At 74.0% G+C, this 11865-nt stretch carries 11 protein-coding genes; 7 read left to right on the forward strand and 4 right to left on the reverse strand.

All coding sequences use genetic code 11. From position 1 onward, the window contains the following. The first annotated feature begins 205 nt into the window (after positions 1-205). Positions 206-3520, forward strand: coding sequence for a tetratricopeptide repeat protein (locus tag ACFV7Q_RS08575; protein WP_385425332.1), 3315 nt, complete (start codon positions 206-208; stop codon positions 3518-3520). Positions 3521-3963: 443 nt separating this feature from the next. Here ACFV7Q_RS08575 and ACFV7Q_RS08580 read toward each other — a convergent pair whose 3' ends face one another. Then, positions 3964-4185 (reverse strand): hypothetical protein, encoded by a 222-nt coding sequence (locus tag ACFV7Q_RS08580; protein WP_385425335.1) that lies wholly within the window; start codon positions 4183-4185, stop codon positions 3964-3966. Between the two features lie 2 nt (positions 4186-4187). Continuing rightward, positions 4188-5069, reverse strand: a complete 882-nt coding sequence (mca, locus tag ACFV7Q_RS08585) for a mycothiol conjugate amidase Mca (RefSeq protein ID WP_385425338.1) — start codon at positions 5067-5069, stop codon at positions 4188-4190. 121 nt (positions 5070-5190) lie between these two features. Here mca and ACFV7Q_RS08590 point away from each other — a divergent pair, with 121 nt between their 5' ends. Beyond that, positions 5191-5604 (forward strand): DUF4307 domain-containing protein, encoded by a 414-nt coding sequence (locus ACFV7Q_RS08590; RefSeq protein WP_385425341.1) that lies wholly within the window; start codon positions 5191-5193, stop codon positions 5602-5604. 207 nt (positions 5605-5811) lie between these two features. After that, a complete protein-coding gene (gene greA, locus ACFV7Q_RS08595; protein ID WP_385425344.1) occupies positions 5812-6309 on the forward strand; it encodes a transcription elongation factor GreA in 498 nt (165 codons plus the stop codon). A 187-nt stretch (positions 6310-6496) separates the two neighbouring features. Here the strand turns inward: greA and ilvA are convergent, their stop codons facing one another. After that, entirely contained in the window at positions 6497-7729 is a 1233-nt protein-coding gene (gene ilvA / locus ACFV7Q_RS08600; protein ID WP_385425347.1) for a threonine ammonia-lyase, read from the reverse strand. 256 nt (positions 7730-7985) lie between these two features. On the opposite strand from ilvA, the gene ACFV7Q_RS08605 reads away from it, so the two are divergent. From ACFV7Q_RS08605 to ACFV7Q_RS08615, 3 genes are all read left to right on the forward strand, one after another. After that, positions 7986-8507 carry a MarR family winged helix-turn-helix transcriptional regulator gene (locus ACFV7Q_RS08605; RefSeq protein WP_385425349.1) on the forward strand — a complete coding sequence of 174 codons (522 nt, stop codon included), beginning with the start codon at positions 7986-7988 and terminating at the stop codon, positions 8505-8507. Between the two features lie 115 nt (positions 8508-8622). Continuing rightward, the gene (locus tag ACFV7Q_RS08610; RefSeq protein ID WP_385425352.1) at positions 8623-9078 is read left to right on the forward strand and encodes a sigma factor-like helix-turn-helix DNA-binding protein; all 456 of its coding nucleotides are present in this window, start codon (positions 8623-8625) and stop codon (positions 9076-9078) included. Continuing rightward, positions 9075-9326: a hypothetical protein gene (locus tag ACFV7Q_RS08615; protein ID WP_385425355.1), complete on the forward strand. Its 252-nt coding sequence runs from the start codon at positions 9075-9077 to the stop codon at positions 9324-9326. The genes ACFV7Q_RS08610 and ACFV7Q_RS08615 overlap by 4 nt, the downstream gene beginning before the upstream one ends. Positions 9327-9364: 38 nt before the next feature. On the opposite strand, the gene ACFV7Q_RS08620 is transcribed toward ACFV7Q_RS08615, so the two are convergent. Continuing rightward, complete coding sequence (locus ACFV7Q_RS08620) at positions 9365-10522, reverse strand: cystathionine gamma-synthase (protein WP_385425358.1); 1158 nt, start codon at positions 10520-10522, stop codon at positions 9365-9367. Positions 10523-10651: 129 nt separating this feature from the next. On the opposite strand from ACFV7Q_RS08620, the gene ACFV7Q_RS08625 reads away from it, so the two are divergent. Further along, a complete protein-coding gene (locus ACFV7Q_RS08625; RefSeq protein ID WP_385425361.1) occupies positions 10652-11782 on the forward strand; it encodes a hypothetical protein in 1131 nt (376 codons plus the stop codon). Positions 11783-11865: the final 83 nt, after the last annotated feature.

The raw sequence follows: 11865 nt of genomic DNA on the forward strand, positions 1-11865 counted from the left end.
GCCGGCCCTGGGAGCGTGCCGGGCGCGGCCCGTGGTCACCGTGCGTGGCGGTGCACCGGCCGGACGGTGCGGAAACGCACATATATGCACGCGGTGTGCCGGATGCGGCCCAACTCCCTCTGATCTAGCTCAAGTTCCCTGTCGCGCACGGGCCTGCGGTCCCACACTTGGGGCACGTTGCCGGAGCTCTCTTGAGGGGATGCCGATGCGGGACAGCCATCGCGGTGAGGCCGAGCGACTGTTGGAACGGGCCGTGGACGAGGAGATGCGGCGGACATCCGGGACGGGCGCACCGGCCGACAGGGATGCGCTGCTGGCGCGCGGCCGCCAGACGCTGGACGCCCTCGCGGCGAGCGCCGCCGACGAGTACGACGCGTACGTACGGGCCCTGGACGAGGCAGCCGCCGGGGAGGAGTCCCTCGGGGAGGCCTTCCGGCGGCAGAACACCTCGACGGCGTTGCTCGTCACGGCCGTGGCGGCGGTCGCGGCCGCCGGCGCGGACCTGTCGCTGGGCGTCGCGACGGGTACGGCCTTAACCGCCGGGGCCGTCACCGGGATCGCCGGCGCGGCCGCCGCGGTCGCCAAGGTGACGGCCCTGCACCTGCCCGCCGCGAACCGCCGGGCCGGCGAACGGGGGCGGCCCGGCGGACCGGAGCAGCTGAGGCTCCAGTGGCTGTCGGCGCTGGAGGTGCGCGGGATACGCCCCTTCCTGGAGCAGCAACGAGCGGTGGCGGCCGCGGCCCGCCAGGCCGCCCGGCAGGTCCCGCGCCCGGCGGGCCCGCAGCTGCGCGGCGGCGACCGCAGTACGGAGGCCCGGCGGCGCAGCGTGCTGGAGCAGTCGTGGGCACAACTCCCGCAGTCCGCGGAACCCTTCACCGGGCGGCGGGCCGAGCTGACCCGGATCGCACAGTGGGTGCGGGCCGCGCGGGCCAGTACGGAGACCCGCCCCGTGGTCGTGGTGCTGCACGGCGAGCCCGGGACCGGCCGCACGGCCCTGGCACTGCGGGCGGCGGACGCACTGCGCGACCAGTTCCGGGGCGCGTGCGTCGTGGACCTGCGGGGCGGCGGCCCGGCCGGTGGCCCCGGCGACGGCCGCGGCGTCGGGGACGCGCCCCTGCCGACCCGGGAGGCGCTGCTGCACCTGCTGAACCGGCTGGGCGCGCCCCGCGAACAGCTGCTGTTCCGCGAGGGGGCCTCGGCGGAACAGCAGGTGCGGAGGCTGGGCGAGCTGTACCACCAGCACCTCCAGGGGCTGCCGGTGACGGTGGTGCTCGACGATGCGGTGGACGCCGAGCGGGTCCGGATGCTGGTGCCGGAGCGGTCGGAGAGCCTGGTGCTCGTGACGGCGCAGCAGCCGCTGGAGCTGCCGGACGTCCGGGCGTGGGTGCACCAGCTACCGGTCGAGCCGCTGGCGGACGCGGACGCGGCGGAGCTGCTGCGCCTCGCGGCGGACCTCCCGGAGGGCACGGCCGTCGGCAGCGGGGACGGCACCCCGTCGGGGCTCCTCGCCGTGGGCGGCGGGCTGCCGCTGGCCCTGCGCGTCCTGGCCCCGGTGGCCGCCTCCGCCCCGGAGGCCCTGGCCGCCGCCGCGGAGGGGGAAACCGGAACCGGGGGAACCGCGGCTCCCGCCCCGGCCCCCGCCCTCCGGCTGGAGCGGGCCCTCGGCCTGGCGTACGCCTGCCTGCCGGAGGAGCGGCGCCGGCTCCTGCGCCGCCTCACCCTGGCCGGCCGGGCCTCGCTCGGCCCGTCGGCCGCGGCCGCGTTGATCGACACGGACCGGGCGGCGGCCGGGCTGCTGCTGCACGATTTGGCGCGGGCGGGCCTGCTGGACCCCGTACGCGGCGAGCGGTTCCGGATGCACGACGCGGTGCGCACGTACGCGGCGGCGCGGCTGGCCGCGGACGAGGACCGCGCCGCGTCCTCGGCGGCGCACGGCCGTCTGATCCGCAACTACGCGCAGCTCGCGGACGCGGTGATCCGGATGGTCGACGGGAAGACCTCGCACCGCGCCGGCCACTTCGGTGGCCACGGCTTCCCCTCCCTCGACGCGGCGCTGCGCTGGCTGGACGAGGAGTCGAGCTTCATCACGGCGGCCCTGCGGCACACCGAGGACGTGGACCAGCAGGCCGTGCTGGACCTGCTGGGCGCACTGTGCGACTTCTGCCTGCTGCGCGGGGACCTGTACCGGCTGGGGGAGATCAACGAGCTGGCGCAGGCGGTGGAGGCGGCCCGCCCGGGCGAGCCGGGGCAGGGCCGGATGGCCCGGTCGGTGCAGTGGCGTACGGGCATCGCGGCGCGGCAGCTCGGCGAACTGGACAAGGCGCGCACCACACTGGCGTCGGTGGTCGACCAGTACCGGGAGGCGCAGCAGGACGCCGGGGCCGGCATGGCGCTGATCTCGCTCGGCATCACGCTGCACCACCAGGGGCAGCTGCGGGAGGCGGCGGCCCGGATCAGGGAGGCGCTGGAGCTGCAGGAGCCGGACAAGCTGGCCGGCGACCGGGCGTGGGGCCTGCACGCCCTGGCCGCGGTGGAGCGGGACCGGGCGCGGCTCGGGGAGGCGATGGCGCTGCTGGAGCAGTCGCTGGCCCTGCACCGGGAGAACGAGAGCGTGCACGGCGAGGCGTGGGCGCACTTCCAGCTGGGGCAGGTGTACCTGCGGCTCGGCGCGGTACCCCGGGCGGAGGAGGAGCTGCGGCTCGCCCTCGACCTGTACGGGCGCACCCGGGACGACCGGGGCCGGGCCTGGGCCCTGACCCAACTGGGGCGGGCCCGCGTGGTGGACGGGGACCCCGGGCCGGCGGCGGAGCGTCTGCGGGAGGCTCTGGCGCGGCACCGGGAGGCGGAGGACGCCCGCGGCGAGGCGTGGACCCTGTACTACCTCGGGCAGGCGCTGGAGGAGGCGGGCGACCTCGACCAGGCGGTCCGGGAACTGGAGCGGGCCCGGACCATGTTCTCCCGGATGCGGGACGTGTACGGGCTGGCTTACGCACGGCACCACTCGGGCCGGGTCACCCGCGACCAGCGGGCGGCGCAGACCGGGAACCTGAAGAACTCCGGCTTCGCCCGGCAACTGCTGGTCGACGCGCGCGCCGACTTCCGGCGGATCGGGCTCGCGCACGGGGAGGCGTGGACCTGCGTCGAGCTGGCGGTGGTCGACGCCGGCAACGAGCGGGTGGCTCAGGCGCTCGACCTGTGCGAGGAGGCGGCCCGGCTGTTCATCTCGTACGGCGACCGGCGCGGGGAGGACTGGGCGCGGTTCCTGCGGTGCACGCTGCTGCCGTACGCCGTGCCGGGTGCGGCGGGCGTGGAGGAGGCACGGGCCGAGCTGGCCCGGCTGGCGGGGTCGCCGCACGCGATGCGGGACGGTCGGCTGGCCGACTGCCTGGACGCGTACGCGGTGGTGCTGGGGCGGGGAGTGGACCCGGCGGAAGGCTGGCAGGCCTGGCGCCTGGCCCTGACCCCGACCCTCCGGTCCCGCGAAACCATGGGCGTCCCGCTGCCGCCGTCGTCCCCCTGACCGCGCTCGGCCCACCCCGGCCGCCGCCGGCCCTCTGACCGCCCGGCTCGCCTTGTCCGCTGCCGTCGGCCCACCTGCCGCTGCGCGGAGCGGTTCCCCACCCCGCCCCTTCCCGAAACCGTGGGCTCCGCCCCCAGCCCCCCGGCGCCTCGAACGCCGGCGGGGTGGAAATTCGAACGGCTCCGGGCAGCGGCACGAACCGGCCCCGCCGGCTCGGCCCGAGCCGCGGCACGCCGGGGCGCCGCCCGGCGGTGGGCGCCATCGGGCGGGCGTCGCCGGGGCTCCGGGACGGAAGACGGCGGGCCCGGCCGCGGCCGGTCAGGCCGTGGCCTGACGGGGCCGGGCGGGGCCGGGCGGGGGTGCGGCCTGACGGGGCCGGGCGGGGCCGGGCGGGGGCGCGGCCGGCGGGGCCGGGACCCGGGCCGGGCCGGGGCTTGTTCCGGCTAGGCCGACGGTGTGGCCCCGGGGGCGGGGCCCGGCTCCGGGGCCTCCTCGAAGTCGACCCGGCCCATGTGCCGGTTCATCGACTTCATCAGCCCCCACACCCCGAGGGCGAGGGCCGCGAAGACGAGGAAGCCCAGGATTCCGGGCGTCACCTTGTTCTTGTCGAAGGTGTCGCCCGCCAGCGGAACGAGCTGGATCAGTGCTGCCTGTGTAGCGCTCATGGCTACGCATTCTCCCGGATGCCCGCGAAGAGGTCGGACTCGGGGAGGGAGGTGTCGACGAGCGACTTGGCGAGCTCGTACTCCTCCGTGGGCCAGACCTCCTTCTGGATCTCCATGGGGACGCGGAACCAGCCGCCGTCCGGGTCGATCTGCGTGGCGTGCGCGATGAGCGCCTTGTCACGGATCTCGAAGAAGTCGGCGCAGGGGACGTGCGTGGTCAGCGTCCGCTCCTTGCGCTCGAACTCCTTCCACCGCTCCAGCCACTCCCCGTAGGGGGACTCCATGCCGCGGGACAGCAGCGCCTCGTGCAGGGCGATGGTGCGGGGCTTGTTGAAGCCCTGGTTGTAGTAGAGCTTCTGCGGCTGGAAGACCGGGCCGAACTCGGCCTCGGGGTACTTCTCGGCGTCGCCGGCACCGTCGAAGGCCACCATCGTGATCTTGTGGGTCATGATGTGGTCGGGGTGCGGGTAGCCGCCGTTCTCGTCGTACGTGGTGATGACCTGCGGCCGGAAGGCGCGGATCTTCTCCACCAGGCGGCCGGCCGCCTCGTCGACGTCCTCCAGTGCGAAGCAGCCCTCGGGCAGCGGGGGCAGCGGGTCGCCCTCGGGCAGGCCGGAGTCGACGTAGCCGAGCCATTCCTGCTCGACGCCGAGGATCTGGCGGGCTTCCTCCATCTCCTTGGCGCGTACTTCGTGGATGTTCTCCTCGATGTACTTGTCACCCTGGAGCTTGGGGTTCAGGATCGAGCCGCGCTCGCCGCCGGTGCAGGTGACGACCAGCACGGGCACCCCCTCGGACACGTACTTGGCCATGGTGGCCGCGCCCTTGCTCGACTCGTCGTCGGGGTGGGCGTGGACGGCCATCAATCGCAGCTGCTCGGTCAAGACAGGATCCTCTGTGATTCGTCAGGCGGACGGCTCCTATAGTGACCGAATCGGGGGGCGGAAAAATTCCGGGGTCGAGCCCGGAATCAAGTGGAACCCGTCATTCTCGGAAGGGACGATCATGAGCACGGTGCGCGAGGGCCTGCCCGAGGGCCGTTACGGCCGGTCGGCGGACGAGCGCGCGGACCGCACGCTGAAGATCGTCGGCTCGGTGCTCGGCGCGGGCCTGCTGGCCGTCGTCGGCTGGATCGGCTGGGGCTACGTCACCGGCAAGGCCGTCAGCGCCGAAGTGATCAAGTTCCAGGTGGTGTCGGACTCCGAGGTGAAGGTGCACCTGGAGGTGCGCAAGGAGGCCTCGGTGACCGGGGTGTGCACCCTGATCTCCCAGGACACCGGCCACGGCGAGGTGGGTCGCGCGGACTTCACCTTCGCGCAGGAGGAGACGCGGGTGGACGAGGTCGTCACGCTGAAGACCACGGCCCGCGCCACTATGATCGAACTGGTCGGCTGCCAGGCGGCGGGGTCCGCGCGCTGACCTTCCGGCCCGGCGGTGACGCCGGGCGGAACGCCGGTGGCACGCCAGGTGCGATCCGGGCGGCACTTTGGTCCCGTTGCTGCTCAGGGGCCCGATGACACACTTCATACACACGGTGTCCTCCCCCTTTTCTTCCCGAATTGTTAGGCTCGTGGTTTCGCCCGCCACCGGCGGACAAGTAGTCCCCTGTACCGACGAGGAGCACCCGTGACCCAGACGAGCGAGAGCGTCACCTGGCTGACCCAGGCGGCGTACGACCAGCTGAAGGCCGAGCTGGACTACCTCTCTGGTCCCGCACGCACGGAGATCGCCATCAAGATCGCAGCTGCCCGTGAAGAGGGCGACCTGCGCGAGAACGGCGGTTACCACGCGGCCAAGGAGGAGCAGGGCAAGCAGGAGCTCCGCGTCCGCCAGCTGACGCAGCTGCTGGAGAACGCCAAGGTCGGCACGGCTCCGGCCGCCGAGGGCGAGGTCGCGCCGGGCACCGTGGTCACGATCGCCTTCGACGGTGACGAGGACGACACGATGTCCTTCCTGCTCGCCTCCCGTGAGTACGCCTCGGACGACTTCGAGACCTACTCCCCGCAGTCCCCGCTGGGCGCGGGCGTGCTGGGCAAGAAGATCGGCGAGGACGCCGAGTACGAGCTGCCGAACGGCAAGACGGCCTCGGTCCGGATCCTCGACGTCAAGCCGTTCACCGGCTGATCGGCCCGGATCCCGCGGGACGACCGGAAGACGCGGCACCGGTGGCCATGACACCGGTGGCCACGACAACGGCGGACGACGTGGCGGAGCCCCCTTCGGATCGGTTCGAAGGGGGCTCCGCCGTTCTCCGGCCGGCTCCCGCCCCGGGCACCCGGCACCCGCTACAGCAGCAGCTTTGGCTCCAGCTCTAGCCGATGACCGCGTACCCGGCGGCGTGCAAGGAGCGCGCGACCTCGGTGCAGTGCTCCGGCCCCTTCGTCTCCAGGTGCAGCTCCACCTCCACCTCCGTCAGCCCCAGCCGCGGGTCGGTGCGTACGTGGCTCACGTCCAGCACGTTCGCGTCCACCACCGACAGCACCCCCAGCAGCCCGGCCAGCGCACCCGGCCGGTCCGCCACCCGCAACCGCAGCGACAGGTAGCGGCCCGCCGCCGCCATGCCGTGCCGCAGGATCCGCTGCAGCAGCAGCGGGTCGACGTTCCCGCCGGACAGGACCGCCACCACCGGTCCGGATCCGTACAGCTCGGGCTCGCTGAGCAGCGCGGCCACCGGGGCGCAGCCCGCCGGCTCGACGACCAGCTTGGCACGTTCCAGGCAGAGCAGCAGGGCGCTGGAGAGCTCGTCCTCCGACACCGTGCGGACGTCGTCGAGGAGCTCGCCGATGATCCGGAACGGGACGTCGCCGGGGCGGCCGACCTTGATGCCGTCGGCCATGGTGATCGGGTTGTCGATCGACACCGGATGGCCCGCCCGGAGCGACACCGGGTACGCGGCCGCGCCGGCCGCCTGCACGCCGATCACCTGCACGTCCGGGCGCAGCGCCTTCACCGCGACGGCGATGCCCGCCGCGAGCCCGCCGCCGCCGATCCCGACCAGGATCGTGCGCACCTCCGGGCACTGCTCCAGGATCTCCAGGCCCACCGTGCCCTGGCCGGCGACGATGTCGCGGTGGTCGAAGGGGTGGATGAACACCGCCCCGGTGCGGTCCGCGTACTCCTCGGCCGCCGAGAGGGTCTCGTCGACGACATGGCCCTCCAGTCGCACTTCGGCACCGTATTCGCGGGTCGCCGCGACCTTCGGCAGCGGCGCCCCGACCGGCATGAACACGGTCGCGTGCACGCCCAGTAGCGAGGACGCCAGGGCCACGCCCTGTGCGTGGTTGCCGGCGCTCGCCGCGACCACGCCCGCCGCCCGCTGCTCGGGCCGCAGGCCGGCGATGCGCACGTACGCCCCGCGCAGCTTGAAGGAGCCGGTGCGCTGGAGGTTCTCGCACTTGAAGTGGACCGGGGAGCCGGTGAGGGAGGAGAGGTGGCGGCTGCCTTCCATCGGGGTGACCCGGGCGACGCCCGAGAGCATCTTCTGGGCCCCCCGGACGTCGTCGAGGATGACGGGAGGGACGGGCTGCAGCACGCGGTAGTTCATGCCGCCAGTCTCGCAGCCCCCACCGGTCACGGGCTGATCGCGCGGTCGTCCCGAGCGGACGGGGCGGACCGTACGGAAGGGGCGAAATCCGGCCATGCGGGACGGCGCGGGTGCTCGGCCCGTACCGTGTCCCGCGCCGGTTCCGTACCGGGCTCGTACCAGTCGTACCAGTTCTCCTACGCGGCGTACGAGCCGCCGCAGGGCCGCGTACTCTGTCCCCCATCCTGTCGGCCCCACGCGAAGAGAGCTCACGGCCATGCCTTCCAACCCGGCCAATTCCGACCTGCCCGCGGCGGCCGAAACACGCCTCGGGGCCGGTCTCCTGGACGCGCTGCAGCACGAGGTGGCCGTCTTCGCGCGCCGCGCCGAGCAGACCCGCCTGGGCGGGGTCGGCCAGGCCCGCAACTCGATGGACCGCGCCGCGTACCTGCTGCTGAACCGGCTCGACCTGGAAGGCCCGATGGGCGTCAAGGCCCTCGCCTGCGGCATGGGCATCGACTCCTCCACCGTCACCCGGCAGGTGGCCCCGCTGGTCGATACCGGGCTGGTCAAGCGCACCTCCCACCCCGAGGACGGGCGCGCGGTGGTGCTCGCGCTGTCCCCGCGCGGGCTGGCGCGGCTGGAGGAGGTCCGGTTGTCCCGGCGCGAGCTGATGGCGCGGGTCACCGACGGCTGGAGCGAGGAGGAACGGAAGGCGTTCACCGGGCTGCTGACCCGCTTCAACGGTTCGCTGTCGGAGCTGATGGGCACCGTGGCGGAGGCCGGCCCCGCCTCCTGAGGCGACGGGCCGTCGGGGACTTGGGGCCGGCCGGCGAAGGAGCCCGCGGGCGGCCCGGACCCGCGGTGTCCGACCCCTTGACCGGGGCGGTCCCCCTGCCCGCACCATATGCCGTGTGGACCACCGAGCGGTGCCCTACGCCGAGTTCGAGGCCTTCGTCGCGGGCGCGGCGGGGCGGCTCCTGCACGTCGCGGCCCTGCTGACGGCCGAGGCCGGTACCGCGTCGGGCGCCGTGTCCTGCGACGGCTGCCCGGCCGCCCGCCGGCTGCTCGCCGGCGCCCTGGCCCGTACGTACGCCGACTGGCACCGGGTGCGCGGCGACGACCCCTACGACCACACCCGCCAGGAGCTGTGCGCCGCCTTCGCCCGCACCGGGCGCCGCCACCACGGCGGCCGGGGCGTCCTCGCCCCGCTTCCCCCGCCGGAACGGCTCGTGCTCGTGCTGTGCGTGTACGAGGGCCTGGCGCACGAGGTCGCGGCCGCGCAGCTCGGGCTGCCGGTCGAGCGGGTGCGGGTGCTGTCCGGGCGGGCCGTGGCCGCGCTGCGGGCCGGGCAGGGGGAAGCCGCATGAGCGTCCCGGACCGCAAGGAGGCCCAGGTCAGACGGCTGCTGGAGGGCCCGTACCCGACGGTTCCGGCAGGGCTCGCGGCCGCCGCCGCGGCCCGCGGGGACCGGCTGCTGCGCCGCCGGCGCATCCTGCGCCGGTTCGGCTGGACGCTGCTGCTCGCGGCGGCGGTGGTCTTCGCGGTGTGGGCCTCGCTGGCCCGACCGTGGGAGGTCCCGCCGAGCGACGTCTCCCCGCCCCTGGAGGGCTGGTAGCCGCCGCCCGGCGGGGACGCCGGACCGCCGGACCGCCCTTAGCCGAGGGCCTGGGTCAGGTCCGCGAGCAGGTCGTCGGCGTTCTCGATGCCGACGGAGAGACGGACCAGGTCCCCGGGGACCTCCAGGGCCGAACCGGCCACCGAGGCGTGGGTCATGCGACCCGGGTGCTCGATGAGGGACTCGACGCCGCCGAGGGACTCGCCCAGGGTGAACAGCTTGGCGCGGTTGCAGACCTCGACCGCCGCCTCCTCGCCGCCGAGGACGCAGAAGGAGATCATGCCGCCGAAGTTGCGCATCTGCTTGGCGGCGATCTCGTGGCCCGGGTGGTCGGCCAGGCCGGGGTAGAGGACCTTGTGCACCTTGGGGTGGCGGGTCAGCATCTCGGCGATCTTCGCCGCGTTCTCCGCGTGCCGGTCCATGCGCACCGCGAGGGTCTTGATGCCGCGCAGCACGATCCAGGAGTCGAAGGGGCCGGCCACGGCGCCCATCGCGTTCTGGTGGTAGGCCAGTTCCTCGCCCAGCGCCGCGTCCGCGGTGACCAGGGCGCCGCCGACGACGTCGGAGTGGCCGCCCATGTACTTGGTCAGCGAGTGCACGACGACGTCGGCGCCGAGCGCGAGGGGCTGCTGGAGGTACGGCGAGGCGAAGGTGTTGTCGACGACCAGCTTGGCGCCGGCCGAGCGGGCGATCTCGGCGACCACGGCGATGTCGGTGATGCCGAGCAGCGGGTTGGAGGGGGTCTCGACCCAGATGACCTTCGTCTTCGGGGTGATGGCGGCCCGTACGGACTCCGGGTCGGAGGTGTCGGCCACCGACCACTCCACGCCCCAGCGGGAGACGACCTTCGCGAAGAGGCGGAAGGTTCCGCCATAGGCGTCGTTCGGGATGACCACGTGGTCGCCCGGGACGAGCAGCGTGCGCAGCAGGCAGTCCTCGGCCGCGAGTCCGGACGCGAAGGCCAGGCCGCGCGTGCCGCCCTCCAGCGCCGCGAGGTTCTCCTCCAGCGCGGTGCGGGTCGGGTTGGCGCTGCGGCTGTACTCGTATCCGCCGCGCAGGCCGCCGACGCCGTCCTGCTTGTACGTGGAGACCTGGTAGATCGGGGGCACGACCGCGCCGGTCAGCGGGTCCGCCGTGTTGCCCGCGTGGATCGCGCGGGTTTCGAAGCTCTGGTGCTCATGGCTGTCGTCGCTCATGGGCAGAGCCTAAAGCCCGTACGGCCGTGCGCCACCCCGCACCCGTGGCCCGGGAAGGGTCGCGCAACGCTCCTGCAACACGGCGTTCGCATTCGCCTCGGCACGGGTCGGTCTGGTTCGCTTGAGGGCATGGAGATTCTGTGGTTCCTGATCGCCGTCGGCCTGCTCGTGGCCGCCCTCGGTCCCTTCATACGGCGCAGGCGGGCCGGCCTGCAGCTGGTTTCACCCGGTAGCCCCGACGCCGCCGACCCCGCGGACTACGGCTTCGCCCTCCAGGAGGAGCTCGACGTCCGGATCCCCGGCCCCGACCGGGACCTGATGGACGCCCTGGCCGTCGTCCAGCAGAGCGGTCAATGGCAGGCCGCCTCCCAACTGCTGGCCGGCACCCCCAAGGACGGGGAGCTGCGCTGGCAGCGGGTCCAGGCCTTCGCCGGGGCGGCGGCACTGGAGCTCTCCCCCGGCGTCCACGGGGAAGTGCCCCCGGGCCGGCCCGGTGTGGGCGCGTCCTGGCTGAAGGCGTGGCGGCTCCAGGCCGAGAAGGACGCGGGCGGCGCGCAGGTGCACGCCGAGCTGCTGGTGCAACAGGCCTGGCGGCACTCGGGCGGCGTCGGCTCCGAGGACCACCGGATCATCCTGGAGGAGGCGCGGGAGGCCTGCCGCAAGGCGGTGCTGCTGGCCCCTGGCGACCCGGTCCCCCACATCACGGAGCTGGCGATCGCACGGGCGCTCGGCTACTCGGAGGCCGAGTTCGACACCCTCTGGGCGAAGATCATCGACGTGGCCCCGAACCACATGGGCGCGCACCTCGCCGCGCTGCACTACTGGTGCGAGAAGTGGCACGGCTCCCGGGAGAAGGCCGATGCCTTCGCCCACGCGGCGGCGGCCCGGGCCCCGCAGGGCTCGCTGCTGGCGGCGCTGCCGCTGTTCGCGGTGTACGAGCACAAGCCCGACCTGGTTCTGACCCCGTTCTGGCAGAGCGCGGTGGTGACCCGGGCGGTGGAGGGCGCGCTGTACGCCGTGCACCAGGCCCGGCCCGACGACCCGATGCTGGCGCACGTCCGGCACATGCTGCTGTCGTTCCTGGTGCCGATGGAGCGGTGGGCGGAGGCCATGGAGCAGGTGCGGCACGTGGACGGCTGCGTCGGTGCCCTGCCGTGGTCGGCGGCGCAGGACCCGGCCGCCGAGTACGCGGTGTTCCGGGCCCTGGCGGTGGCCGGCTACGAGGCCAACGGCGGTTCTCCGGCCACCCTGCCCCACTGACGCACGCGCCCGCACCGTACCGCCCTCTGGCCATAAGGTTGCCGTAAGTGACCATGAGGCCGCATGATCCCCCCGTGGCCGTC

It is taken from the genome of Streptomyces sp. NPDC059851 (genome assembly GCF_042732005.1).
Taxonomy (GTDB): domain Bacteria; phylum Actinomycetota; class Actinomycetes; order Streptomycetales; family Streptomycetaceae; genus Streptomyces.

Excerpts from the sequence above, each read along its gene's own strand:
- ACFV7Q_RS08575 (WP_385425332.1), top strand. The coding sequence starts at position 206 with ATGCGGGACAGCCATCGCGGTGAGGCCGAGCGACTGTTGGAACGGGCC.
- ACFV7Q_RS08580 (WP_385425335.1), bottom strand. The coding sequence starts at position 4,185 with ATGAGCGCTACACAGGCAGCACTGATCCAGCTCGTTCCGCTGGCGGGC.
- ACFV7Q_RS08590 (WP_385425341.1), top strand. The coding sequence starts at position 5,191 with ATGAGCACGGTGCGCGAGGGCCTGCCCGAGGGCCGTTACGGCCGGTCG.
- ilvA (WP_385425347.1), bottom strand. The coding sequence starts at position 7,729 with ATGAACTACCGCGTGCTGCAGCCCGTCCCTCCCGTCATCCTCGACGAC.
- ACFV7Q_RS08605 (WP_385425349.1), top strand. The coding sequence starts at position 7,986 with ATGCCTTCCAACCCGGCCAATTCCGACCTGCCCGCGGCGGCCGAAACA.
- ACFV7Q_RS08615 (WP_385425355.1), top strand. The coding sequence starts at position 9,075 with ATGAGCGTCCCGGACCGCAAGGAGGCCCAGGTCAGACGGCTGCTGGAG.
- ACFV7Q_RS08620 (WP_385425358.1), bottom strand. The coding sequence starts at position 10,522 with ATGAGCGACGACAGCCATGAGCACCAGAGCTTCGAAACCCGCGCGATC.
- ACFV7Q_RS08625 (WP_385425361.1), top strand. The coding sequence starts at position 10,652 with ATGGAGATTCTGTGGTTCCTGATCGCCGTCGGCCTGCTCGTGGCCGCC.